The sequence below is a fragment of the Bradyrhizobium sp. genome (assembly GCF_049512235.1).
In the GTDB taxonomy this organism is placed as follows: domain Bacteria; phylum Pseudomonadota; class Alphaproteobacteria; order Rhizobiales; family Xanthobacteraceae; genus Bradyrhizobium.
In genome coordinates this window covers 1-25,493 of record NZ_JBEKXH010000032.1, presented here as the reverse complement: position 1 = coordinate 25,493, position 25,493 = coordinate 1, and the positions used below count along the sequence as shown (strand labels likewise).

Sequence of the window (25,493 nt, the reverse complement as noted above, 5' to 3'; positions counted from 1 at the left end):
TCCAGGCAGCCGGGTGCCGACGGAAAAGTCGAGGCGGTCCAGGCGCATCACGCCTGGGCGCATGATTTCATCCTCGATGATCTCATCTTGCTGAATCTGCCGCGGCACAGCGAGCATCACATGCATCCGCGGCGTTCCTACCATCTCCTGCGATGGGCGGGGCAGGCTCCGCAATATCCCTACAACTACGCCGTGATGACCCTGCTGATCCTGGTGCCGCCGCTGTTTCGCCGCGTGGTCCATCCGCTGCTCGATGGCGGGGTGGCGACCTTGCCCGTTCGCCGCAACGATCTCGGTTACCAGATCGGACTGATCGGTTTCACCCGCATGAGCAGCCAGCTGCGGCAGTTGCATTGTCTGATCGACGTCCATCCGCGCTACGCGTTGCGGCTAGTGCTGGTCATCGCCACCAGCCTGTGCGGCCTGCCGCTGCGATTATGGGAAACGGTGCGGTTCGGCAGGCAGATCTCGCAGGTGCGCATCGATCAGCCGCCGGTGTTCATCATCGGCCATTGGCGCAGCGGCACCACGCATATGCACAATCTGATGAGCCAGGATCCGGCCTTCGGGTATCTGTCGATGTACCAGGCGATGGTGCCGAACTGCTCGCTGGTCGGCCGGCGCTGGCTCAAGCCGCTGCTCGCCCGGATCGTGCCGGCCAAGCGACCGATGGACAACATGGTCTGGCCGATGGACGCTCCGCAGGAAGAGGAGATCCCGCTGGCGAAGATCATGCCCTACTCGTTCTACTCGCGGTTTCTCTTTCCGCGCAGATCGCGGGAGCTGTTCGCCACATATGTTCTGCTGGAGGGTGCCCCGCCGAGGGTGGTGAAGGAGCTCAAGCGGACCTACTACCGGCTGCTTCAGGTTGCAACCTTGCACGCCGGCGGCAAGCGGCTGATCCTGAAGAACCCGGTCAATACCGCCCGCGTCGCCCTGCTGCTCGAGCTGTTTCCCGACGCCAAATTCATCCACGTTTACCGTTGCCCCTACGACGTATTCGCCTCGACGGTGAACCTCTACAGTGAGCTGCTGATGATGACCACGTTGCAGGCGCTGCGGATCGAGGATGCCGGCGACACCATCCTGGCGGTGTATGAAGCGATGATGCGGCGCTTCTTCCGGGAACGATCGTTGATCCCGCAAGACAACCTGGTCGATGTTCGCTTCGAGGACCTGGAGCGCGACCCGCTCGGCGAATTGGCGCGCATCTATGACACGCTCGCTTTGCCGGGCTTCGGCGCGGCCGAGCCGGCATTTCGCAGCTATGTCCGTTCCCAGCAGACCTACAGCAAGAATCGCCTGATCCTGTCGCCCGAGGATCGTGCCCGTGTCGAGCAGCATTGGGCGTTCGCGTTCGCTGAATTGGGATACCCGAGGCTGGGCGAGCCCGAGGGCGACGGACAAGCGGTACCGACAAGGCGAGAGCCGCGGGTCAAGAGCCTGTCGGCCTGAGAATCACCTTGCCGATATTGCCGCGCGACTGGATGAAGCGGTGCGCGTCGGCCGCCTGTTCGAGCGCAAACTCCCGGGCGATGACCGGTCGCAGCCGGCCGGCTTCGATCTCGTGGATCAGCACTTCCATGGCGGCCGTGACCTGCCTGACCTCGGTCCACAGCCGCCCGACATTGAGGCCGAGGACGCCGCGGTTCTGTTGGATCAGCGCCAGCGGCCTGAAGGCCGGCATTTCGAGGAACGAGCGTGCCAGCCGGAGCAGGCTCCGGCGCTCGCCCACGACGATGTCCGAGGCGCCGTAGACGATCAGCCGCCCGAGCGGCGCCAGCAGCCGGTAGCTTTGACGGAAGCTGCTGCCGCCAAGCGGGTCGAGCACCACGTCGACCCCGCGGTCGCCGGTGAGACGCCGCACTTCGGACGCCACATCGACGGCGCGGTAGTCGATGACGTGATCGGCGCCGCAGCGCCTGACCGCGTCGTGCTTGGCCGCCGACGCGGTCGCGATAATCACGGCACCACGGAGCCGGGCGAGTTGCATCGCCGCGATGCCGGTGCCGCCGCCGGCGCCATGAATGAGCACCGTCTCGCCCGGCGCCAAGTTCGCCAGCCGCCACAACGCAATGAAAGCGGTGAGATAGTTCACCGGGACGGCGGCCGCCTCCGCATCGCTGAGCCGCGGCGGCGCCGGAAAGGCATGTGCGGAGGGAACGACGATCTTGTCGGCGTAGCCGCCGAAGCGGGTGAACGCCATGACGCGATCGCCCTCACGATAACCGGAGACGTGGTGCCCGACCGCGTCGATTTCTCCCGCAACCTCGTAGCCGGGAACGAAGGGCGGCGCCGGGGCATCCGGATAGACACCGAGGCGCGCGAAAATATCGACGAAGTTTATTCCGGCGGCGCGGACCGCGATGCGGACCTCTGCCTCGCCAGGGGTCGGATCGGCCGCGTCGCGCGGCTTGAGAACCTCCGGCGGCCCATGGCGCGTGATGACAACCTGGCGCATGGCGTGGGCACTCGGGACCGGCCGGGATGGGCGAGATGCGGATAACTATTTCAGGACGACATTCGACGGCACGATTGAGCCTCGACGTGATCTTAGTCGCGGCCTCGCCAAGCTCAAGTTTTTCCTGGATCTGCGGAGGTAAGCTCCGCCTTCACGCTATCTCGCACCGGGAAGGGGTCGATTGTCATTTCCGCCGCTGCGCCTATAAACTCGGCGATGGGAGGAGGCACGCCCGTGGCGACGGACGGCCGAAAAGATCATGTTCGAAGGACACGATCCCGCCCTTGTCGCGCTCTCGGTGGTGGTCGCGATTCTGGGAGGTTACACCGGCTTTGGCCTCGCGGCGCGTATCCGCGGGACGCCCGGCGTCAGCCGCCGCCTGCTGCTGGCCGGCGCCGCCTCCTTCCTCGCCATCGGCATCTGGACCATGCATTTCGTCGGCATGCTGGCGGCGCCGATACCGGCAGATGCGGTCTATCTCGTGCTGCCCACCCTGGTCTCGTTCCTGATCTGCGCGCTGGTCGTCGGCATATCGCTGTCCTTCGTCAGCATCGGCGAACCATCGCAACGGCGCGTGATCTGGTCCGCGGTGCTGCTGGGGGCCGGCATCTTCAGCATGCATTATGTCGGCATTCACGGTCTGGCCGGCCATTTCGCCATCGCGCATGATGGCGCGATGGTCGTGCTGTCGGCGGTGGTCGCGATCGTCGCGGCCTATGGCGGCCTGCGCGCGTTCCTGGCCCGGCAGGACGGCATCCGGCTGATCGCGAGTTCGATCGCGTTCGGCATCGCGGTGTCGGGCATGCATTACACCGCCATGTACGGCATGCATTTTGTCCCGCTGGCGGATGGCTCGCATCAGCACGCCGCCGGAAGGCTCGCCGCGTCGCAGCAAAGCCTCTCGGTGGTCGTGGCCGTGCTCTGCTTCGTGATCGCGGCAGGCTTCCTGCTGTCGCTGGTGCCAGATCCGCGCCGGCAAACCCCGACGGCAGCGGGAGCGACGATCGACCCGATGGCGGAAGCATCTGGCGGCGCCGCCCAGCCGCCGTCGCCTGCGTCCGCTGCGTTGCCGCGACCGATGGCGGCGCCGCTCGGCGGCCTCGGCCAGCCGCCCCGCGCCGCGCCGGCGCCGCGGCTTCCGGTCGAGGGGGCCGATGGCACCCATTTCATCGATACGACGGAGGTGCGGAGCGTGCGGGCCGACGCGCATTATACCAGGGTGCATGACGGCACCCGCGAGCGGATGTGTCCGTGGTCGATCTCGGAAGCCGAAGCGCAGCTCGATCCCAGCCTGTTCGTCCGGGTGCACCGCAGCCATATCGTCGCCATTCCGCACATCACCTTCGTTCGCAAGGAAGGCGACGGCGCGGTGATCGAACTCGACGGCCCGTCACCGCATCGGGTTCCCGTCAGCCGCGCCAAGATCGCCGAAGTCAAAGCCCGGCTCGGTCTCGCCCGGCGCCAGGCCTGAAGAAGCCAGGTGGCTTTGGTGGTGAGAGCGCGGGTCCCGCTCGCTCCCCTCCCTCCATCCGGCGAAGCGCAGCGAAGCCGGATGGTGGGGAGGGAGCCTGCCCCGGACTTGATCCGGGGTCGGGGGTGGGGGGTGCCTCAACAGACACCGAACTCGCGGATCGGACCCCGTTCCAGCAGCAGCCCGGGCTTCTCCTCGATTTGCGTCAACCGGCACCGGACTCGCGGAGAGACCCCCACCCCCGACCCACCCCCGCCGCTTCGCGGGGGGAGGGGAGTGAGAGAGCGGGGGCGAGGGAACTCAGGGCAATTAGGTCGCAAAGGCTGACGCATCTCGTGCGCGGTGACCCGCATTTCGTGCGAAATTTCGCATGCCGTGACCTGTCCAGAGGTCCCCGCCTTGCTTACGAACCATTCCAGGAACAGCCTGCGCCCAACGTCTGAAAACCAAAAGACGGATGGAGGAGACGATGATTCCTGGCCCGTTCGGCTATCACCGGCCTGCGACCCTGGCGGATGCGGTCAAACTGCTCGCCACATTGGGCGACGAAGCGCGCCCGCTGGCCGGAGGCCACAGCCTGGTGCCAATGATGAAGCTGCGGCTGGCCAGCCCCGAACATCTGGTCGACCTGCACGGGATCGACGGGCTCAAGGGCATCCGCCGCGAGGGCAACCATATCGTGATCGGGGCCATGACCACCCAGCACGAGCTGTTGGCGTCGGACGAGATCAAGAAATCGCTGCCGATCCTGCACGAGACCGCGCTTTTGATCGCCGATCCGCAGGTCCGCTACCGCGGCACGATCGGCGGCAACGTCGCCAATGGCGATCCCGGCAATGACATGCCGGCGCTGATGCTGACGCTCGGCGCGAGCTACCGGCTCGAAGGGACCTCGGGCGGCCGCGAGGTTGCGGCTTCCGAATTCTATCAGGGCGCCTATTTTACCGCGCTCGAGCCCGGCGAAATCCTGACCTCGATTTCCATTCCGGCACCCGCGGCCGGTCACGGCTATGCCTATGAGAAGCTCAAACGCAAGGTCGGCGATTACGCCACCGCCGCGGCCGCGGTGGTGCTGACGATGGCGGGCGGCAAGGTCACGGCTTGCGCGATCGGCCTCACCAACCTGCACGAAACGCCGCTGCTCGCCACCGACGCGGCCAACGCCGTGATCGGAACCAGCCTCGATGTGGCGACGCTGAAAAAGGCCGCCGCCGCCGCGGAGGCGATCATGTCGCCGGCCGCGGATGCCCGCGGCCCGGTCGAATATCGCAAGCATGTCGGCGGCATCATGGTGACGCGGGCGCTGACCCGCGCCGCGGCCCGCGCAAGCTGAGGTTCGATCACGCGAGCAGACTGCAGCCCGATTTCAATTGAGCGCGAACTGATCCGAAAAACTGGTTGTCGCTTTTCGGGATCACGCTCTGAAGGAGAGACAAGATGGCAAAAACCCACGTAACCATGAAAGTGAACGGCGCCGAGGTCGAAGGCCTCGTCGAACCGCGCACGCTGCTGGTGCATTTCATCCGCGAGAATCTGCAACTGACCGGCACCCATATCGGCTGCGAGACCACCCATTGCGGCGCCTGCACCGTCGATCTCGACGGCATGTCGGTGAAAAGCTGCACCGTGTTCGCGGTGCAGGCAGAGGGTTCCGAGATCACCACCATCGAGGGTGTCGCCAATGCCGACGGTTCGCTGTCGGCGCTGCAGGAAGGTTTCCGGATGATGCACGGCCTGCAATGCGGCTTCTGCACCCCCGGCATGATCTTGCGCGCGCAACGCCTGCTGCAGGAGAACCCACGGCCGTCGGAGGAAGAAATCCGGATCGGCATATCCGGCAACATCTGCCGCTGCACCGGCTACCAGAACATCGTCAAGGCGATCCAGTACGCTGCCGACAAGATCAATGGCACAGAACTTCAGGAGGCTGCGGAATGAACGACATGACTCCCACGCGGGAACAACGCACCGCCGCCCTCGAAGGCATGGGCTGCAAGCGCAAGCGGGTCGAGGACGCGCGCTTCACCCAGGGCAAGGGCAACTATGTGGATGACCTGAAACTGCCGGGCATGCTGCACGGCGATTTCGTCAGATCGCCGCATGCGCATGCGCGGGTCAAATCGATCAACAGCGAAGAAGCGCTGAAGGTGCCCGGGGTGCTGGCGGTCATCACCGCCGAGACGCTGAAAACCGTCAACCTGGCCTGGATGCCGACGTTGGCCGGCGATGTGCAGATGGTTTTGGCTGACGGCAAGGTGCTGTTCCAGAACCAGGAAGTCGCTTTCGTGGTCGCTACCGACCGCTATGCCGCGGACGACGGCATCAACAAGGTGGTGGTGGAATACGAGCCGCTGCCGGTCGTGATCGACCCGTTCAAGGCGATGGACAAGGATGCCCCGGTGCTGCGCGAGGATCTCGCCGGCAAAACCACCGGCGCGCATGGGCCGCGCAAGCATCACAACCACATCTTCGAGTGGAATGTCGGCGACAGGGATCTGACCGACGCCGCGTTCAAGAAGGCCGATGTCACGATCAAGGAGATGATCTCCTATCATCGCACCCATCCGTCGCCGCTGGAGACCTGCCAGTGCGTGTGCTCGTTCGACAAGATCAGGGGCGAACTGACGATCTGGGGCACCTTCCAGGCGCCGCATGTGATCCGCACCGTGGTGGCGCTGATCGCCAAGATTCCGGAACAGAAGATCCATGTGATCTCGCCCGACGTCGGCGGTGGTTTCGGCAACAAGGTCGGCGCCTATCCCGGCTACATCTGTGCGGCGGTCGCCTCGATCGTCACCGGCAAACCCGTTAAATGGGTCGAGGACCGCATCGAGAACCTGACCGCCACGTCCTTTGCGCGCGACTACCACATGACGACCGAGATCGCGGCGACCAAGGAAGGCAAGGTCACCGGCTTGCGCGTCCATGTGCTCGCCGATCACGGCGCGTTCGACGCCTGCGCCGATCCCTCGAAATGGCCGGCCGGCTTCTTCAACATCGTCACCGGGTCTTATGACTTTCCGGTCGCGCATCTTTCGGTCGACGGCATCTACACCAACAAGGCGCCGGGCGGCGTCGCCTATCGCTGCTCGTTCCGGGTGACGGAGGCGGCCTACTGCATCGAGCGCGGCATGGACATTCTGGCCCAGAAGCTCGGCATCGATCCGGCGGAATTGCGGCTGAAGAACTTCATCCGGAAGGAGCAGTTCCCGTATCACTCGGCGCTGGGCTGGGAATACGATTCCGGCGACTACCACACCGCCATGAAGAAGATGATGGACACGGTCGACTATGCCGGCCTGCGCAAGGAGCAGGCGGCACAGCGCGCGGCTTTCAAACGCGGCGAGACCCGCGAGATCATGGGCCTCGGGGTGTCGTTCTTCACCGAGATCGTCGGTGCCGGTCCGTCGAAGAATTGCGACATTCTGGGCATTGCGATGTTCGATTCCTGCGAGATCAGGCTGCATCCCACCGGCGCCGGCATTGCCCGGGTCGGCACCAAGAGTACCGGCCAGGGTCACGAGACCACCTGGGCCCAGATCATCGCCACCGAGATCGGAATCCCTGCCGACAATATCATGGTCGAGGAAGGCAATACCGACACCGCGCCCTACGGGCTCGGCACCTACGGCTCGCGCTCGACGCCGGTGGCAGGCGCCGCGATCGCGATGGCCGCGCGCAAGATAAAGGCCAAGGCGCAGATGATTGCGGCCTACAAGCTCGAAGTACACGAAGACGATCTCGAATGGGACATCGACGGTTTCCGGGTCAAGGGGTTGCCGGAAAAGACCATGGCGATGAAAGATATTTGCTGGGCGGCCTATAATTCGGTGCCGCCGGGCATGGAGCCGGGGCTGGAGGCGGTGAGCTATTACGATCCGCCCAACATGACCTATCCGTTCGGCGCCTATATCTGCGTCATGAACATCGACGTCGACACCGGGGTCTACAAGATCAGGCGCTTCTATGCGCTGGACGATTGCGGCACCCGCATCAACCCGATGATCATCGAGGGCCAGGTCCATGGCGGATTGACCGAAGCCTTTGCCATCGCGATGGGCCAGGAGATCCGTTACGACGAGACCGGCAACGTGGTGACCGGTTCGTTCATGGATTTCTTCATGCCGACCGCGGTGGAAACGCCGCACTGGGAGACCGACTTCACGGTGACGCCGTCGCCACATCACCCGATCGGCGCCAAGGGTGTCGGCGAGAGCCCCAATGTCGGCGGCGTGCCGGCATTCTCCAACGCCGTCAACGACGCCTTCTCGTTCCTGGGCTCCACCCACATCCAGATGCCGCATGACTACTGGCGCAACTGGCGGGCGGCCAAAAATCTCGGAGTGTTCGCGGCGCAATGATCTTCTCCCCTCCCTCCACGCGCTTTTGCGCGTGGCGGGGAGGGGTCGGGGGTGGGGGGTCTATCGGCTTGCTCCTCTGGCGGGGAGTTTGCTGAGCCGCCCCCCCACCCCCGACCCCTCCCCGCCGCTTCGCGGGGGGAGGGGAGAAGAGGCGGCTATGCTTCGAACGAACCGGAGACCCCCCTGGAAATGAATAATCGCGAGGAGATCGCGCAGGCCCTGGCGGCTTCCGGCTATATCGCCGACGGCGAATTGGCGACCGCGATCTCGCTGATGCAACTGCTGAGGCGTCCCTTGTTGCTGGAAGGCGAAGCGGGCGTCGGCAAGACCGAAGTGGCGAAGGCGCTGGCGTCGGTGCACAAGACCGAATTGATCCGGCTGCAATGCTATGAGGGGCTCGATCAGTCGGCCGCCCTTTATGAATGGAATTACCAGCGCCAGCTGCTCTCGATCCAGGCCCATCGCGGCGAGGATGCCGATGCGATCGAGGATCAGATCTTTTCGGAAAAATATTTGCTGGAGCGGCCGCTATTGGCGGCGATCCGCCGCGACAAGCCGCCGGTGCTGCTGATCGACGAGATCGACCGCGCCGATGACGAATTCGAGGCGTTCCTGCTCGAACTGTTGTCGGATTTTCAGGTCTCGATTCCGGAACTCGGGACGATCTCGGCCATCACCATCCCGCATGTGGTGCTGACCTCGAACGGCACCCGCGAATTGTCCGACGCGCTGCGCCGGCGCTGTCTCTACCACTATGTCGACTATCCCGACGTCGATCGCGAGGCGCGCATCATCCTGGCGCGGATCGACGGAGCGACCCCGTCGCTGTCGCTGCAGATCGCGCGCATGGTCGAGGGCATCCGCAAAGAAGAGCTGCGCAAGGTGCCGGGCGTCGCCGAGACGCTGGACTGGGCGGCGGCGCTGGTCGGGATCGGCGTGAGCGACCTGCAGCAGACGCCGGAGACGGTGTACGAAACCCTGATGTGTCTATTGAAGACCCACGAGGACAAGTCGCGGCTGACGCGCGAGGTCACGATGCGAATATTGGGGAAGGTCGCATGAGCGGTTGCGGCGCCGGTCCCGGATATCAGGAATTCGACGAGGTTTCCCGCCTCGTCACGACAAAACTCGCCGCATTCCTCAAGACGCTGCGCGACAGCGGCTTTGCCGTCGGCCTGCAGGAAGGCCAGGACGCCGCCTCCCTGATGGTGGCGGGCTATGCCGGGAAGTCCGGGCACCTGCGTTCCGCGTTCAAGCATCTGTTCTCGGCGCGCAAATCCGACTGGGACCGGTTCGATGGGCTGTTCGATGCGTTCTGGCTCGGCAAGCGGGCGCGATCGCGATCCCTGACGACGGGCTCGACCAAGGCGGCCAACAGCCCGTCGCTGAAAAGCCTGCAGGACCGGAAGTCCGAACCGGCCGGGCGCGACGCCGCCACCGACCAGATTCCATCTGACGGCACCGACGCGCCCGGGGATCGCGGCGGTGAAGGCCGCATGGAAGGCGCCTCGCGCGCGGACAACCTTTCGGAGATTGATTTCCGCAAGATGGCGGACCCCGAACAGATCGGGGAGGCGCACAGGATCGCAGCGCAACTGGCAAGGACCATGCGGACGCGGCTGACGCGCCGCGACCTGGCGCGGCGGCGCGGCTACCGGCTCGACCTGCGCCGGACGATCCACAGCAATCTCAGCCATGGCGGCGTGCCGATCTCACTCGTCAAACGGCAGCGCAAGGCAAAACCGCTGCGGCTGGTGATTATGCTCGATGCCTCCGGCTCGATGAGCATGTATACCGGGGTGTTTTTGCGATTTATCCACGGCGTGCTGGATGAGTTTCGTGAAGCGGAAGCATTTCTCTTTCACACCCGGCTCGCCTACGTCTCCGACGCCATGAAGGAAAAGAATCCCGCGCGCGCGCTCGACCGGCTGTCGATCATGGCGCAGGGAGCGGGCGGCGGCACCAGGATCGGCGAAAGCCTGCAGACTTTTAATCGCTGGCATGCCGCGCGCGTATTGCGCTCACGAAGCTGCGTGATGATCGTGTCGGACGGCTATGAGACCGGCGACGCCGCGCTGCTCGGCCGCGAAATGGCGGCGCTGGCAAGACGCTGCCGCCGTATTGTCTGGCTCAATCCGATGATGGCGTGGGAGGGTTACGCGCCAGAGGCTGCCGGCATCAAGGCCGCCTTGCCCCATGTCGATCTCTATGCGCCCGCCAACACGCTGCAGAGCCTGGCCGCGCTCGAACCCTATCTGGCCGATCTCTGATGGAAACGCCGATGACAAAACATGTCGAAGTGATGGATCTGGTGGCCCGGCTCAAGGCCGCCGAGCAGGCTTTTGTCCTCGCCACCGTCGTGCGTACGGTGTCGGTGACCGCGGCCAAAGCCGGTGCCAAGGCGATCATCCGCCCCGACGGCACCATCGCCGCAGGCTGGATCGGCGGCGGCTGCGCCCGCGGTGCGGTGCTCAAGGCCGCGCGCGACGCGCTCGCCGACGGCGAGCCGCGAATGGTCTCGGTGCTGCCGGAAAACCTGCTTGCCGAACTCGGCGTCAAGCCCGGCGAGAATCGCGACGGCGTGCGGTTCGCAGAGAACATGTGCCCGAGCAAGGGCACCATGGATATTTTCGTCGAACCAGTGCTGCCACATCCCTCGCTGGTCATTCTGGGCGTAAGCCCGGTGGCGCTGTCGCTCGCGGCGCAGGCACGGACGCTCGGCTATCACGTAACTTTGGCGGCACCGGCCGCGGACCTCACGGAGAGGCCCGACGCCGATCTCCTGATCGACGGCTATGGGCTCCGCGAACTCAACCAGGCGCGGCGTTTTATTGTCGTATCGACGCAAGGCAAGGGCGACGAAGCCGCGCTGCGCGCTGCGGTTGCGACCGAGGCCTCCTATCACGCCTTCGTCGGCAGCCGGCGCAAGATGGCGGCGCTGCGCGAAAAGCTGGTCGCGCAAGGCATCGGCGCCGCCGCTATCGATCGCGTCAAGGCACCGGCCGGCCTCGACTTAGGCGCCATCACGCCGGAGGAAATCGCGATGTCGATTCTGGCCGAGATCACGGTGGAGCGCAGGCGAGGGCAGCGGCGGACGGGGAAGGGTCAGGCACTGTAACCGCCGCCGTTGCGAGTTCCGCACCGGGCTTCGCCCGACCCGCTCGGATGAAAGGCTTGGATGCGGAGGCGCCGAAGCAGGGCGACCACAAGGGTCGCCCCTACAAGAATGTCGATGTGACGTAGGGGCGTCCCTTATGGGCGCCCTGTTTGAACCAGCTTTCTTTTTAAGAGCGAAGCAGTCCGTACAACTGCGGTGTCCGACATTAACGCCCAGAGAGGAGTTCCGCTCTAGAGCCGTAGCATGGGTACGAGCAAGCCAATCGCGATGGGAAAACCATGCCGCGGGACGACCCGATCTGGTGGCGGCCGGCGCTTTCTTCGAGATGCGCGGGGGGCGACGGCGGTGGAGTTTGGCCTCGTCGCGACGCCCTTTCTGGCGCTGCTGGTCGCCATCATCCAGACCATGATTGTATTTTTCGCCCAGCGGCTGCTGGACGAAGTCGTCAGCCAGGCGAGCCGGACGATCCAGACTGGACAGGCTCAAGCCTCAAGCCTGACGCAGTCGCAGTTTACGAGCTGGGTTTGCGAAAAGACGGTGATCCTGTTCACCTGCGGAAATTTCATGGTCAACGTGCAGAGCTCCGGCACGTTTGCGTCGGCAAGCAGCACGACGCCGACGCTCACCTTCGATTCTCATGGCAATGTGACCAACCCCTGGAATTACCAGTTGGGAAATCCGGGCGATATCGTGGTCGTGCAGGTGATGTACCAGTGGCCGGTCATGCTCGGCCCGCTCGGCTTCAATCTCTCGAATCTGGCGAATGGCAACCGGCTGCTCGTTTCGTCCAGCGTATTCAAGAGGGAGCCGTACTGACGATGCGCAGCCGCGGTCTTTGCCTTGCTGTTTCGCATTTGCGCGGCTTCGCGCGCAATGCCGAAGGCGTTGCTGGTCTGGAATTCGCGATGATAGTGCCATTCATGCTTGCTTTGTACCTGGGAAGCATCGAAGTAGGCAACGCGATGGCCGTGCAATTCAAGATAGCGCTGGCGACGCGGGCCGTTGCAGATCTGGCCTCGCAGTACACCAGCATAAACAACAGCACGATGAGCGGCATCCTCGCCGCGGCATCTACCGTCGTCGCACCCTACTCTGCTTCGGGCATGGTGGTGACCATAACGGAGATAACGACGAATTCCGCGGGTCAGGGCACCATTACCTGGAGCGACTCGCTCAACGGTACCGCGCACAGTGTCGGTCAGTCGGTGACGCTGCCGACCGCGCTGCAAATCGCCAGCACGTCGATGATCTGGAGCGAGGTAACCTACCCCTACAAGCCGACATTCGGATATGTGCTCACCAGCACGATCAACATCTCCCAGAGCGGTTATTTCTATCCGCGGCTGTCGAGTTCAGTGACGCGCGTCAATTCCTGATTTTCCACGCAGAACTAGGTTGATAGCATGATGTTTCGCGATCTTGTCCGCCGCCTGCTCCGCCACCGCGCAGGGAATGTTGCCGTGGTATTCGCGCTGTCGATGGTCCCGGTGGTCTTCCTGTGCGGCATGGCGCTGGACTATTCCGCGGCGACACAGAAGCAGCAACGGCTGAACGCGGCTGCGGATGCCGCCGCGCTCGCGGCGGTCTCGCCAGCCCTCATGACCCAGACCATCGCCCAGGCGCGGACGGTTGCAACGAACTTCTTCACGGGTCAGGCTTCGGCGATCACGGGCGCGACCTTCAACGCCCCCGTCGTCACCGTCACCCAGAGCGGCTTGACGCGCACTGCGACGGTGACATTTTCGGCAAGTTCGGCAAATTCCTTCGCCAATGTTCTGGGGAAAACGTCGTGGCCGCTATCCGGCACCGCAACGGCGAGTTCAGCCGCTTCGCCGAACATCGATTTCTACATGATGCTGGACAATTCGCCCTCGATGGAGATCGCGGCGACAACCGCGGGGATCAGTACGATGATCGCGAATACGCCGCAGGAGGACTCTGGAAACGGCTGCGCCTTTGCCTGCCACCAGTCTAGCCCGAACAGCACCGACAACACCGGCCTGCCGGCCGGCTGGGACAACGCCAGGCTGGCACAGTCGCTCGGCGTGACGACGCGGATCCAGATCATGGCGACGGCCACGCAGAGCCTGACCAGCACCGCTTCCAGCCTCGCATCGCAAACCGGCGCCGCGTTCCGGATGGGGGTCTACACCTTCAACGGCAGCAATTCCGGCAGCGCGCTCACCACCGTACAGTCCCGGACCTCGAACCTGACGTTGGCCGGAACGGCTGCAGCCGGAGTCGGCGCCCTGGAAGTCTGCGCGGAAAACTACATAAACTGCGCCAACCAGCCCGACGGCGACACTGATACGGATTTCGCGTCCGCGCTGAGCAGCATGAACAGCATCATGTCCACCCCGGGCACCGGCGCCTCCGGCAATTTGCCGCAGGCGATCCTGTTCATCGTCACCGATGGCCTCGAGGACAAGAAAGCCAGTACCTGCCCCTACCCGCTGAACGTCTGGCCTAACTTCAGCCGCTGCATCGCGCCGTTCGACATAACAGCGTGCCAGACGATCAAGAATCGCGGGATCCAGATTGCAATTCTCTACACCGAATATTATCCGCTCACTTCGAATTTCTTTTATCAGCAGTATATCGCGCCATTCCAGAGCAGCATCGGCACCAACCTGCAGAGTTGCGCTTCTCCCGGTCTCTATTACACGGAGGTCACCGCCGCGGGCAACATCACGAACTCGATGACCACGCTGTTCAATTCGGTGGTGCAAAACTCCGGGCCGCACCTGACGAACTGACCAGCGCGAATTCCACGAGCGGATCGCTTGTAGGATGGGTAGAGTGAACCAGATCGGACGCATGTCCGAACTCGTCACGAAACCCATCGCGGGCGGCGTCATTGGTGGGTTTCGCGAAGAGCTCAAACCCACCCTACGACTGCCGTCATTCCGGGCCTGCGCCTCCAGCGGCGGGATTGGTGGGTTTCGAGAAGATCTCGACCCACCCTACGACATCGGCTTATTATGACGCATCAATGAAACGCTCGACTAGTAGCACCGCATGACGTTGACGGTTCGCTCCATGCCGTCACGTCCCGGAACTTTCACCGTCTCGGTCGGGCAGCTCGGCACATAGGGGTGATCAGAAGGTATGACAGCAGGCGGAAGTCGATGCGCCCAATCCCAGGGAACGTCATACGTATAGGTGTAATGGATGTCGCCTGATGGCGGTTGCGGTGCACCGACCAAGGGTTCGCCATTCGACGGCGCGTCGCCGAAGTCCCCTTCTCCCGGCCAGAAGGCCCCGATATCGTTTCGGTTGTGATGCCGGAACGGCCGGGCGGCGAACGGGCGGGAGACCCTACGCGTCGACACTTGAGGTGCGGCTCCCGACCCGGCGAATGTCTCGTCCGCGGCAAGCATGAGCGCGGCTGCGCCGAGTGAGGCGATCAACGCTCCGTACATTCTATAGGTCATGGCACGCACCAGTTCGTAAGCACCCCACAACGCACGCTAGGCCGGCCAGTTCGCGCCCGCAAAGACATAATTAATGAATAGTTAAGTGGTAGGGTTAATAAGCCGATCCAACCGCTGGGATTTCGGAGCGATCCTGGCTTTATGCAATAACGGGGCATGCTGTTCGGACGGGCGTCAGGGCGGAAGCAAACGCCTACCAAGCTGCTTCACCATGGTCCCAGGCGCCGGCGGGTCGCGCCGGCGCCTCCTCGCCTGTACGCGCAAAACCGGTCAGCCCGGTCCGGCGCCTTGGGTCGCGGTATATACGGCGTAGAGCGACTGGCTCGATGCCATGAACAGGCGGTTGCGCTTGGGGCCGCCAAAGCAGATGTTGCCGCACACTTCGGGCAGGCGGATCCGGCCGATCAGCTTGCCTTCGGGCGTCCACACCGTCACGCCGTTGTAGCCGACGTGGCGGCCGGCATTGCTCGAGGCCCAGACATTGCCGTTGACATCGATGCGCACGCCGTCCGGCCCGCAGTTCACGCCGTCAATGATGAAGTCGTTGAACAACTTCTGGTTGCTGAGCTTGTTGTCGGCTCCGACATCGAACACGAACATGTTGCCCTTGCCGCCCGGCCCGGTATCGCCCGGCCCTTTGCCGGTCGAGATCACGTAGAGCTTCTTGTAGTCCGGCGAGAACGCCAGCCCATTGGGATCCGGCACCTGCTCCTCGGTCACCACCAGATCGAGGCGGCCAGAGGGATCGATCCGATAGCAGTTGGTCGGCAGTTCGCGCTTGCGCGGCACGAAGTCGGCCGGCTCGCCGATCCGCGCGTTGAGCTTGCCGCCCCCGTCCGGCTCGCCCTCGTAGAGCTGACCGCCATAGGGCGGGTCGGTGAACCAGTAGCTGCCATCCGGGTGGGCGACGACATCGTTGGGCGAGTTGAGCTTCTTGCCGTTGAAGTTATCGGCGAGCACGGTCGCCGTGCCGTCGTGCTCGTAGCGTGTGACCCTGCGGGTGAGATGCTCGCAGGACAGCTGTCGGCCCTGGAAGTCGAACGAGTTGCCGTTGGAGTAGTTGGACGGATAACGGAACACGGAGACGTGGCCATCGTCCTCCGACCAACGCATCTGCCGGTTATTGGGGATGTCACTCCAGACGAGGTAACGGCCCTGCGCGCTCCAGGCCGGGCCTTCGGCCCACAACAATCCCGTGTAGAGACGCTTGATCGACGTGTTGGGCTGGGCAAGGTCGTTGAATGACGGATCGACCGCGATGATGTCGGGGTCCCAGAAATAGGTGGTCGGGGCGCCGCCGGGGCCGAAATCGCGCGGCGGGGTGGTGATCGTCGTGGGCGGCGCCACCGGGCTTGCCTGCTGGGCCAGCGCGCCGCTGGCCCCGGCCACGGTGGCACCGGCTGCTATCGCCAGGCCGTGGACGAGCGTTCGTCGTGAAATCATTGCTTCCGAATCGCGCTGCGACTCCGGATCGCGCCGTACCTCGCGTGTCATCTAATCCTCCCAATGTGTGCGCCGGCCGGTTGATCCGGCCAAGCGGTCGTCAGGCTAACCCGATCCGGGTCTGGTAGCGAGTGAAGCTTTCATTTCAACTCGCGGCCGAAGCGCGCAATCGGCGGGCTCACCCCTCCGTCAGCGCGGGGCTAGCGGCGGTCCCGAAACCTCGGCGAGCGGCACCAGATGGCGCGGAACGGTGACGCGCTCGCCCGGTACCAGCGGCCGGCTGTCCGGTCCCTTGTTGATCTGCGTGAGCGACCACAACGGCACGTGGTACAGCGCCGCGATCGTCTGCAGCGTATCGCCCGGGCGGGCAAACACCGGCATTCCGCTGTCCCATAGCTCGATCGCGACATCGGGGGGAACGACGTAGCGAAGCGCCAGCGGTTCACCCTCCGCTTGCGAAGGCGTGGTGGCGAGCTGCACGACCTTGGCGATCAATTGTTCATGGACCAGGTCCATCTTGTCGATATTGATGTGCGACACCTCCTCATGCTGGGAGAGGTCATAGCTTGCATAGTGGCCCTGGTAGCCCGGGCTTGGCTTGACGTCGCCGCCGCCCAGCACGCTCTTCGACAGGAAGATGTTGATAAAGCGCTCGACATTAAGCGGCACTTCGTGCGTCACGTGAGCGGGATCGATCGTGACAACCAGACTAGCCGGGATATTTTCAGCCTGGAGCATTTCCGCGAATATCACCGCGCAATACCCGCCCATGGAGTGCCCGATCAGGATGATCGGCGCGGGATCTTTGCGATACTCGCGGATGGCCATGTCCGCGATCAGGCGGCAGATCGTGAACTCGTAGACGTCAGCCGTGACACCGGCATGTTCGAGCCGTTCCGTCAGGCGGTCCATGCCGCGCGAAAAGATCGGGCCAAGGGCGCCGCGGAACAGGTAGACGCGCCCGCGCGGCACGTTGGGCGGCGGCTTGGTGGCTGGCGGAAATACGACCGGCGCGGCCGCTTGCACGAAAATGGCTGGTGGGTTGCCCTGACCGCCTCTTTCAGCCGCAGCCGGATTTCCCTCCAACCCTGCCGCGGTCGCGCTCGGCCCCGCGATCGGACCAGCCACGGCAGCAGCGCAACCTCCATGGAAGACGGCGGTGAATAGCACCGCCCCGATCAGGAAGCCCGCAGCTTGCGTTGGATTGATCATGCGCCTTTCCGGCTTATCGCTTCGGTGAACGGCACGCAAACAATCTCGGACGCCAGCGGATCGAATCAGGTAGAGCGGGCTTTCCCGCGCATCATCATGTGTTGGAGGAATGGGCGGAATTTGAGGCGCGCCCAGGCCCGGACACGGAATGGTCAGGAGAACTATTCGTTGGCGGTCGTCGCGGCGTTCGCCGTGCCCAAACGCGGCCTCGCAGCCCTGACGCCCGGATTTTTCCGTGCAGCTGACGGGCTGTGCGGGCGGCTCAAGACGACGGCGTCGATGGCACTGATGACCCGCTCCTGCATCATCTCGTTCTTGTCGATGGTGAGGTGTCCAATGCCGCTGTTGCCTACATCGACATTTTCCAGCGCGCCGTGGAATTGACTGGTCGTGGCGACTGCCGTGCCGACGCCATTGGCAACGTAAAAATTGATATAGCGTCCGACATGTCCGGACAAGCTGGTGTGGAACACCGAATCGAGGCCGATCGCCAACTTGACCGGCGCGCCAAGCTGGTCCAGGCGCGCTACCATGTCGGGCAGGGCGGTCGCGCCAGAGGAATGCCCGACCAGAACGATGGTCTGCACCCGTCCGCTTCTGTATTCCGCCGCGGCCTCGTCCGCAAGCGACGCCCACGACAGATAGTTGGCGATGGTGACGGTGATGCCCTGCGCACGCAGCTTGGCCGCGATTTCGTCCAAACCCAACGAAAAGATATTGAGCACGCCGCGCAGCAGGTAGACATGGGCGCCCGGTGGAGGAGCCGCCGCGTTCGCCGTATCGGCGATGATCGGAAGTACCAGCAGCAGCAGCGCCATCGCCGTCGCTCGCAATGGACGAAAGCGCGCGCGGCAGGAGCTGAAGAGCCGGTCGAGATATCCGGTAGTGCGGCGATAGGGCTTCATGAACTCCTCAAGACGTGGCGCGTCGACTCGGCCGAATCGTAGGCCGCGCAGGCTCGCATCTGCAACAGCGGGGCCGGAGGCCGTCAAATTTGCTCACCAGCCGTGACCAGGCAGCAACACCATCCGCAGCTTGAACGGGAACTTGGTAAAGGCGATGCGCGCCCGATGACAGGCGCCGCGATGCCTCTCGAAGCAATCAGCCACTGAATGCACCGGTCGGGGTGAGGCAGCGCTCGGTCGAGCAAGCCTGATCTCAATCAAACAAGCTCGATACCGATTCTTCGGCAGCGGTGCGGCCGACGGCTTCGGCGATCAAAGAGGCGATCGACAGCGTGCGGATGTTGGGCGAGTTGTGGACCGCCTCCGTCGGCAGGATCGAGTCGGTGATGACAAGTTCCTTCAGCCTGGAGCCGGAGATGCGGGCCGCGGCGCCGCCGGAAAGCACGCCGTGGCTGATATAGGCATAGACTTCCTTGGCGCCGTTGGCGAGCAGCGCGTCGGCGGCGTTCACCAGCGTGCCGCCGGAATCGACGATATCGTCGATCAGGATGCAGGTATATCCGCTGGCATCGCCGATCACATTCATGACTTCGGATTCGCCGGCGCGTTCACGGCGCTTGTCGACGATCGCCAGGGGCGTGTTGATGCGCTTGGCGAGCCCGCGTGCGCGCGCCACGCCGCCGACATCGGGCGATACCACCATGACCTTGCTGAGGTCGAAGCGCTCCCTTATGTCGCGCACCATCACCGGCGAGGCGTAGAGATTGTCGGTCGGTATGTCGAAGAAGCCCTGGATCTGGCCGGCATGCAGGTCGAGCGTCATGACGCGATCGGCGCCGGCATGGGTGATCAGGTTAGCCACCAGCTTGGCCGAAATCGGCGTGCGCGAGCCGGATTTGCGATCCTGCCTTGCATAGCCGAAATAGGGAATCACCGCAGTGATGCGGCGCGCCGAGGCCCGGCGCAGCGCATCGGTGATGATCAAAAGCTCCATCAGATGGTCGTTGACCGGGAACGAAGTCGACTGGATGATGAAGACGTCGGAGCCGCGGACGTTTTCCTGGATTTCGACGAAGATTTCCATGTCGGCGAAACGCCGTACCACCGCCTTGGTAAGGGGTAGTCCTAATCCGCGGGCGATTTCCTGCGCCAGCACGGGATTGGAATTGCCGGCGACGAGCTTGATCGAGCCGTTCTTGGCCGACATCAACATCTCTCCTCGCGCCTTGCTGGATACAATGTTCAGCATATCAGAATACCCACTTGGCTGAGCGCTTCGACGGGCGAGGTGATATCAAGGAGGAGGCTCGGCTGGCAACCCGTAGAATCCGGTTTTCCTGCGCAAAATAAGCGCTCAACGACTATTTGGACGCACAAAGGCTTTTTTGCGTTAACGCTCGCTGTAGCTCAGCGCGCTGACGCGCCAACCTCCCGCAGAGGGTGAACCCTGTTCCGTGCTCGCCACCGCGGGCCCGCGTCGGTCCGGCGCGGAGGCGGGTGGCGCATCCATCGGCACGGTTCCGTTGATCATGGCGCTGAGGCCGCTCAAGCCGGCCTGCGCAACTTTTCGCAAGACCAGATCGTCCGCCGCACCCCAGGGGTCGCTGCCGGCTTTGCCGGCCGGTTCCTCGCCGCTGAGGCGCAGAGCGCGCTGCTGGTCGCGATCATAGACGTCCCAGACCCAGGCGATGATGGTGCGGCCATGACTGACCTCGGCGGCAAGATAGCTGCGCACCCGATACGAGGCCGAGCCTTCGCGCGACACGATCGTCAGGTTGCGCAACCTGGCCTCGCTGTCGAGCACGCCCACCATGCGATCGAAGATGTGCGGCGGTGGGCCATCGATCGATTCGAAGGCGACGGTGGGGGCGCCCGCTGCGAACGAGCCGCTTGCGGAGCCGCCGCCGGCGCAGCCGCCAAGCCCACAGGCCAGCGCCAAGAGCATCGCGGCCATGGCGGCGCGCGGCGCGATCCGGCTGGCCCTCGATAGAGTGGTGACGGTGTCGCTCATCCTGCGACGAGCGATATCTTTAAAATGCGTCAAGGTCTAGATGGCGGATTAAGTGTTGATTAACTTTCGCCGCAGGGATGACAATGGAGCTGGGCTCGCACAGCGCCAGAAATTGCGCGCGGGGTCGCGGATATTGGAATTGGTGCTGGGGTTCATAGTCGCCTGTCTTTGCGCAGGTCCGGCGATCGGCGAAGAGAGCGCGGCAGACGCAATAAAAGCCTTCGGGCGAACATTCTTACAAACGGGCAATGGCTGCCACAGGCCCGCCGCCCGGCGGCCCCTGATGCTCCGCACCGCCGGAGACGTAGACCGCCCCGGTCCCCGCGAGGCCGCTGATCAGTCCGCCGACAGCGGCCCGGGCGTGTCGCGTGGCGCCGATGTCGGAGTCCTCGAGCATGGTGTGACGGCTTCCGCGTACGCTGCCATCCGGCGAGGCTTCCGCCTTGGCGAAAATATTGACCATGCGGCCCGACGGAATCGGATCAGGGCGATCCCTGGCCCAGAGACCGACGCTCTCCAGCGCGGCAATGACGGCGGCGGCGTCGATGGCGTCGCGCATCACGGCATGGCCGATGACAAAGGGACTCGCTGATGATGTCGAGTTTCCCAGCACGATCACGACATTATGCATCAGTTCGATGCCGGCCGACGTGGAGGCCACGGAAGAAAACAAATTCCAGCTCTTGAGAACCTGGGCGTCCTCGATGACGCCGTCGATCTCGCCCAGCGCGCTGGCCACCCCGAGCGCCGACGCGCCACGTGAGTAAGCCATCGATCCATAAGCGCTGGTCGTTACGGTCTTTTGCCCTCGGGCGTGGGCAGCCTCGATACGGTCGCTGGTCAGCAACGGACATTTGATCTGTACGAAATGCACATCCTGCGGGTCATCGATGCCGGCGTCCGCCATGGCGACGCGGACAGCCCTGGCCGTCTCCTCGATCTGGACACGGCGGCCGAGCTCCTCGGACATGAAGTCGCGGGTGTGTGCGATGCCGATGCTTAGACGCTTGCCGGCGATGCCACCGTCGGAATCATCTTGGGATATCGCGCTGCGCGCGAACACCGTGATATGCGGACTGAGCACGCCTTCCGTGCCGCCCGACATGACAAACGCGATCTTCTGTTCGACACGGTGCTGGGGCAGGTCGACATAAGGTGCGAGCGCACCACTCAGCGCCGAGACGGCATATTCCCGGGTAAAATCGTTGACGCCGCCATTACCCTCGGTCTTTCCCAGGATCGCCAGAATCGATGCCGGCGCGATTTTGCCGGCGTCGATGAGATCCATCAGACCCGATACGTCACCGGGACCCTTGGTCGGGATGCGAACGACGTCGACGAATGTTGTGCGCATGGTCATTCCGTATTTCCCATTTGAGTTTGTTCGTCGCGATCTCGACCTCGGTTTCTACCGGCAGGCCGCGCGCTGCGCGGGCCCGGTGGGCTCCAATCCGCCCGAAGCTAATCCCGTTCCAGCGCAATCGCATGGACGTGCCGGCCATAGTCCGGCTCGCCCCGATGCACCGAGCGGCGGTAGCTGTAGAAGCGTTCGTCGGAGTAAGTGTCGGCGCCGATGTCGTCGATCATCAAGACGCCTGAATTTTCGAGCCGCATCCGTATAAAGCCGGCGAGATCGAACATCGCGTGGTCCGCGCGGGCGGCGGGAACGAAGAACAGGGCGTTGTCGGCGTCAGCCTCGATGAAGCGCTCGACGAATTCGTTGCCTACCTCGTAGCTGTGCTGGCGGATCAGGGGGCCGATCGCGGCGACGATGCCGCTGCGCTCGGCACCGAGTCCTTCCATCGCATTGACGGTTGCTTCCACAATGCCGGTCAGCGCGCCCTTCCAGCCGGCATGAACAGCGCCGATGACGCGTGCCCGGGGATCGGTCAGCAGGATAGGTCCGCAGTCGGCCGCGGTGGCACCGATGGCGAGACCTTCCGTGCGTGTGACGATGGCGTCGGCGAGCGGACGCGAGCCGCCTTGCCAGGGTCCTGTGGCGACCGCGACATCGGGGGAGTGGGTCTGATGCACGCTGAGGAAATGTTGCGGCGTGACGCCCACTTGTTGCGCCATCCGGCGGCGATTTTCCGCGACGTGAGCGGGATCGTCGTTGGAGCCGAGGCCGCCATTGAGGCTTTCATAGATGCCGCCGGACACCCCGCCCGCGCGCGTGAAGAAAGCGTGACGCAGGCCAGGGATGGCCGAGAGCAGTTCCGATCCAAGTGTCATGGCGGTACGGCCTTGGCGTCCTGCTCCTCGTCGTTGAACCCCACCAGCGAGGTCAGGTTCGCGACCGAGATGGCCAGCACCTTGAACATCGATCCCATGCCGCCGCGGCCGCCACCAGTCAGCCGTTGCAGCGCGGCCGAAATGTCCTCGGCAGCCTCAGGCGCGGCCTTGGCCGAAAGCCTCGCGGCGCGGGCTTCGATCCCGAGCCGTTTCAGAAATTCGCCCTGTGACACCGGACCATGGGCGCGCGCGCCGATATCTTCGGCGGCGCGCGTCAGCGCCTGAAAATCGACATGGGCGGTGACGTCGGCTTGGCCGGGATTCTTCAGCGGGTCGGCGAAACTGTGGCCGGCAACAGCCTGAAAGGTATCGCCGGCATCGCTGCGCAGGTGACCATAGTCGATGATCAGCGCCGCGCCGTCCTGGTCGCGGACCCTCCTTGCGATCTTCATGATCTCGGTATCCGGACGCCACTCGAACACGGCGCCATCAGGGGCGGCGCGCACCAGCGGCGGCAGCAGGACTTCGAAGCGTGGCACTGGCTCGGCAGCGGCACCGAACACCAGATTGCCGTCGCCGTCGAGCTCGACCGTGCGCTCGTGCCATCCGGTCTCGCGCTTCACCATCTGGTGGATCGGCAGCACGTCGAAATACTCGTTGGCGAGAACGACCGCCGGCCCCTTGGGCACCTCGTCGATGCTTCGGTGCCAGGTGATGTGACGGACCGCCGACAGCGCCGACTTCTGCTTCTCGCGCAGCACCGGATTGATCTCGACGAGATGGATGCTCAGGGACTGGTAGAGCGGCGGCAGCACCCGCAGGGCGCGCAGCGCATCGACCATCATGGTGCCGCGGCCGGGTCCGAGTTCAATCAAATGCAGTTGCGAGGGCGAACCCATGGCCTTCCATACCGAGGCCGCCCACAATCCGAGCAATTCGCCGAACATCTGGCTGATTTCCGGCGCGGTGGTGAAATCGCCCTCGCGCCCCAGCGGATCGCGCGCAACATAATAGCCATGCTCGGGATGCGTCAGGCACATCTCCATGTAACGCCAGACCGGCATCGGTCCGACCGTCTTGATCGACCTGATGATCTCGGACTGCAGCGGCGACAGCTCGGTCACGGCGTGCCCTTAATCGGGTTCGGCACCGGCGTTTTGCGGCGCCATGCCAGCGCCATGATGATGGCCCCTGCCACGACCATCGGCACCGACAGCAGCATGCCCATGGTCAGACCGCCCCATAAAAATCCGAGCTGCGGGTCGGGCTCCCGGAAACATTCGCCGGCGATCCGCGCCAGCCCGTAAAGCGCGATAAAGCTGCCGAGGATCAGGCCCGGCCGTTTCAGGGCGCCGAGCCGGATCATCACGGCCAGGATCGTAAACAGCGCGATGCCCTCGAGGCCCGCCTCGTAAAGCTGGCTCGGATGGCGCGGCTCTGGCCCGCCATTGGGAAAGACCATCGCCCAGGGCAGGCTGGGATCGGCCGGCCGGCCCCATAATTCGCTGTTGATGAAATTAGCGATGCGCCCGAGAAGCAGGCCGATCGGCGCGACCGCGGTGGTGATGTCGCCGAGCGACAGCACCGGCAGGCCGTGCGTACGGCAAAACAGCATCACCGCCGCCACGCAACCCAAAAAGCCGCCATGAAAGGACATGCCGCCCTTCCACAATTCGAAAATCTCGAGGGGATGCTGGATGAAGAACGGCAGATTGTAGAACAGCACGTAGCCGGTGCGGCCGCCGAGAATGATGCCGACCGTGACCCAAAGGATAAAATCGTCCATCTGCATTGGCGTGATCGGGGCCGGCCCGCCCCAAAGCTTCTCGTTCCGGAGCAGCGCGCGCGCGTAGATCCACCCCAGCACGATGCCGCTGATATAGGCCAGCGCGTACCAGCGGATCACGATCGGCCCGATGGCGACCGCAACGGGATTGAACACCGGGAAGGCGATGGTGAGGAAAGGCATCAAAGACCTGTTGGATCTCGCATTATTGCACGCGCTAAGGCATTAAGCTCGAAGCCGCGAAGAATTTGTCAATTTCTTCTCTTGAGGAATTCAAGGTTATGATGGATGTCGGAAAATGCGAGCAATCTCATTTTGCCGCCTTGCCGGCCGCTATCCGAGATTGCGGCGATAGAGCGCCAGCAGCCGTTCCCAATGCCGCTCGGCGGCATCGCGGTGGTAGACCGGCCGTTTCGGGAAGGCAAAACCGTGATGGGTGCCGGGATAGATCTCGACCTCGGCATTGGCGTGATCGTCTTGCATCGCCTGTCTGACTTTCTCGACGGTTTCCATCGGCGCGTAGACGTCCGTTTCCGCGCAGCCGAAATAGAGCTCGGCTTTGGTCTTTTGCCCGGCGAGATGCGGGCTGTCGGGCTGGTCGGTGACGAGCTGCACGCCGTAGATCGAGGCGGCGGCCTTGACGCGCCCGGGAAAATGCGTCGCCGCGTTGATGGCGTATCGTCCGCTCATGCAGTAGCCGACGGTGCCGACAATGTCGCTGCGCGCCGCGGCCTGGCCGTCGGCATAGGCCAGCAGGGCGGTGGTGTCTTGCATGACCATGGCAATGTTGATCGAGGTCATCAGCTGGAACATGCGCTTGCGTTCGGGTGATTCCGGGTCGGCCGGCAAGGGCCCGAGTTCCATGACGCCGGAACGATAATAGAGGTTCGGCAGCATCACATAATAGCCGGACGTGCCAAGCCGGCGCGCCATGTCGCGCAGTTCCTCGCGGATCGCAGGCGCGTCCATGTAAAAGATGACGACGGGGTGCGGGCCATCGCGCTCGGGATGGGTGATAAAGGTGGTGACATGGCCGTCCTCGGTGGGAATCTCAATCTG

Annotated in this window: 24 protein-coding genes; 12 read left to right on the top strand and 12 right to left on the bottom strand. The window is 63.9% G+C overall.

The window, feature by feature from the left end:
• On the top strand, nt 1–1,455 hold a 1,455-nt coding region (locus ABSG20_RS05090), incomplete at its 5' end, for a sulfotransferase family protein (protein WP_423863403.1).
• On the opposite strand, the gene ABSG20_RS05085 is transcribed toward ABSG20_RS05090, so the two are convergent.
• Complete coding sequence (locus tag ABSG20_RS05085) at nt 1,436–2,461, bottom strand: synaptic vesicle VAT-1 family membrane protein (RefSeq protein ID WP_423863402.1); 1,026 nt, start codon at nt 2,459–2,461, stop codon at nt 1,436–1,438. The two genes, ABSG20_RS05090 and ABSG20_RS05085, sit on opposite strands and share 20 nt — an antisense overlap.
• 259 nt (nt 2,462–2,720) lie before the next feature.
• Between ABSG20_RS05085 and ABSG20_RS05080 the strand changes: the two genes are divergently transcribed.
• The 11 genes from ABSG20_RS05080 to ABSG20_RS05030 all read left to right on the top strand — a co-directional run bounded on the left by ABSG20_RS05080 (nt 2,721) and on the right by ABSG20_RS05030 (nt 14,396).
• A complete protein-coding gene (locus tag ABSG20_RS05080; protein WP_423863401.1) occupies nt 2,721–3,932 on the top strand; it encodes an MHYT domain-containing protein in 1,212 nt (403 codons plus the stop codon).
• Between the two features lie 469 nt (nt 3,933–4,401).
• Nucleotides 4,402–5,265: an FAD binding domain-containing protein gene (locus ABSG20_RS05075; RefSeq protein WP_423863400.1), complete on the top strand. Its 864-nt coding sequence runs from the start codon at nt 4,402–4,404 to the stop codon at nt 5,263–5,265.
• A 104-nt stretch (nt 5,266–5,369) separates the two neighbouring features.
• The gene (locus tag ABSG20_RS05070; protein ID WP_423863399.1) at nt 5,370–5,870 is read left to right on the top strand and encodes a (2Fe-2S)-binding protein; all 501 of its coding nucleotides are present in this window, start codon (nt 5,370–5,372) and stop codon (nt 5,868–5,870) included.
• Nucleotides 5,867–8,293 (top strand): aerobic carbon-monoxide dehydrogenase large subunit, encoded by a 2,427-nt coding sequence (locus ABSG20_RS05065; RefSeq protein ID WP_423863398.1) that lies wholly within the window; start codon nt 5,867–5,869, stop codon nt 8,291–8,293. Before ABSG20_RS05070 ends, ABSG20_RS05065 begins: the two co-directional genes overlap by 4 nt.
• Before the next feature lie 189 nt (nt 8,294–8,482).
• Nucleotides 8,483–9,355 carry an AAA family ATPase gene (locus ABSG20_RS05060; protein ID WP_423863397.1) on the top strand — a complete coding sequence of 291 codons (873 nt, stop codon included), beginning with the start codon at nt 8,483–8,485 and terminating at the stop codon, nt 9,353–9,355.
• Nucleotides 9,352–10,563, top strand: coding sequence for a vWA domain-containing protein (locus ABSG20_RS05055; protein ID WP_423863396.1), 1,212 nt, complete (start codon nt 9,352–9,354; stop codon nt 10,561–10,563). The genes ABSG20_RS05060 and ABSG20_RS05055 overlap by 4 nt, the downstream gene beginning before the upstream one ends.
• 11 nt (nt 10,564–10,574) lie before the next feature.
• Nucleotides 10,575–11,411 (top strand): XdhC family protein, encoded by an 837-nt coding sequence (locus tag ABSG20_RS05050; protein ID WP_423863395.1) that lies wholly within the window; start codon nt 10,575–10,577, stop codon nt 11,409–11,411.
• A gap of 345 nt (nt 11,412–11,756) precedes the next feature.
• Nucleotides 11,757–12,227, top strand: coding sequence for a TadE/TadG family type IV pilus assembly protein (locus ABSG20_RS05045; RefSeq protein ID WP_423863394.1), 471 nt, complete (start codon nt 11,757–11,759; stop codon nt 12,225–12,227).
• Nucleotides 12,228–12,229: 2 nt separating this feature from the next.
• Complete coding sequence (locus tag ABSG20_RS05040; RefSeq protein ID WP_423863393.1) at nt 12,230–12,787, top strand: TadE/TadG family type IV pilus assembly protein; 558 nt, start codon at nt 12,230–12,232, stop codon at nt 12,785–12,787.
• A 30-nt stretch (nt 12,788–12,817) separates the two neighbouring features.
• The gene (locus ABSG20_RS05035; RefSeq protein WP_423863392.1) at nt 12,818–14,167 is read left to right on the top strand and encodes a TadE/TadG family type IV pilus assembly protein; all 1,350 of its coding nucleotides are present in this window, start codon (nt 12,818–12,820) and stop codon (nt 14,165–14,167) included.
• Nucleotides 14,168–14,210: 43 nt separating this feature from the next.
• Entirely contained in the window at nt 14,211–14,396 is a 186-nt protein-coding gene (locus ABSG20_RS05030) for a hypothetical protein (protein WP_423863391.1), read from the top strand.
• Nucleotides 14,397–14,416: 20 nt separating this feature from the next.
• Here ABSG20_RS05030 and ABSG20_RS05025 read toward each other — a convergent pair whose 3' ends face one another.
• The 11 genes from ABSG20_RS05025 to ABSG20_RS04975 form a co-directional block, all read right to left on the bottom strand.
• Nucleotides 14,417–14,845 carry a hypothetical protein gene (locus ABSG20_RS05025; protein ID WP_423863390.1) on the bottom strand — a complete coding sequence of 143 codons (429 nt, stop codon included), beginning with the start codon at nt 14,843–14,845 and terminating at the stop codon, nt 14,417–14,419.
• Between the two features lie 270 nt (nt 14,846–15,115).
• A complete protein-coding gene (locus tag ABSG20_RS05020; RefSeq protein WP_423863389.1) occupies nt 15,116–16,339 on the bottom strand; it encodes an SMP-30/gluconolactonase/LRE family protein in 1,224 nt (407 codons plus the stop codon).
• A gap of 138 nt (nt 16,340–16,477) precedes the next feature.
• The gene (locus ABSG20_RS05015) at nt 16,478–17,500 is read right to left on the bottom strand and encodes a LysM domain-containing protein (protein WP_423863388.1); all 1,023 of its coding nucleotides are present in this window, start codon (nt 17,498–17,500) and stop codon (nt 16,478–16,480) included.
• A 161-nt stretch (nt 17,501–17,661) separates the two neighbouring features.
• On the bottom strand, nt 17,662–18,405 hold the full coding sequence (locus ABSG20_RS05010) for a hypothetical protein (RefSeq protein WP_423863387.1): 744 nt from the start codon (nt 18,403–18,405) through the stop codon (nt 17,662–17,664).
• 253 nt (nt 18,406–18,658) lie between these two features.
• Complete coding sequence (locus ABSG20_RS05005; protein ID WP_423863386.1) at nt 18,659–19,612, bottom strand: ribose-phosphate pyrophosphokinase; 954 nt, start codon at nt 19,610–19,612, stop codon at nt 18,659–18,661.
• Between the two features lie 183 nt (nt 19,613–19,795).
• Nucleotides 19,796–20,416, bottom strand: a complete 621-nt coding sequence (locus ABSG20_RS05000) for a hypothetical protein (RefSeq protein ID WP_423863385.1) — start codon at nt 20,414–20,416, stop codon at nt 19,796–19,798.
• A gap of 235 nt (nt 20,417–20,651) precedes the next feature.
• Nucleotides 20,652–21,770 (bottom strand): cyanuric acid amidohydrolase, encoded by a 1,119-nt coding sequence (gene atzD, locus ABSG20_RS04995; RefSeq protein ID WP_423863404.1) that lies wholly within the window; start codon nt 21,768–21,770, stop codon nt 20,652–20,654.
• Nucleotides 21,771–21,877: 107 nt separating this feature from the next.
• Nucleotides 21,878–22,648 carry a peptidoglycan editing factor PgeF gene (pgeF, locus tag ABSG20_RS04990; RefSeq protein WP_423863384.1) on the bottom strand — a complete coding sequence of 257 codons (771 nt, stop codon included), beginning with the start codon at nt 22,646–22,648 and terminating at the stop codon, nt 21,878–21,880.
• A complete protein-coding gene (locus tag ABSG20_RS04985) occupies nt 22,645–23,772 on the bottom strand; it encodes a class I SAM-dependent methyltransferase (protein ID WP_423863383.1) in 1,128 nt (375 codons plus the stop codon). The genes pgeF and ABSG20_RS04985 overlap by 4 nt, the downstream gene beginning before the upstream one ends.
• Nucleotides 23,769–24,617, bottom strand: a complete 849-nt coding sequence (gene lgt, locus ABSG20_RS04980) for a prolipoprotein diacylglyceryl transferase (protein WP_423863382.1) — start codon at nt 24,615–24,617, stop codon at nt 23,769–23,771. The genes ABSG20_RS04985 and lgt overlap by 4 nt, the downstream gene beginning before the upstream one ends.
• Nucleotides 24,618–24,767: 150 nt before the next feature.
• A partial coding sequence (locus ABSG20_RS04975; protein ID WP_423863381.1) for a dienelactone hydrolase family protein occupies nt 24,768–25,493 on the bottom strand: 726 nt, incomplete at its 5' end.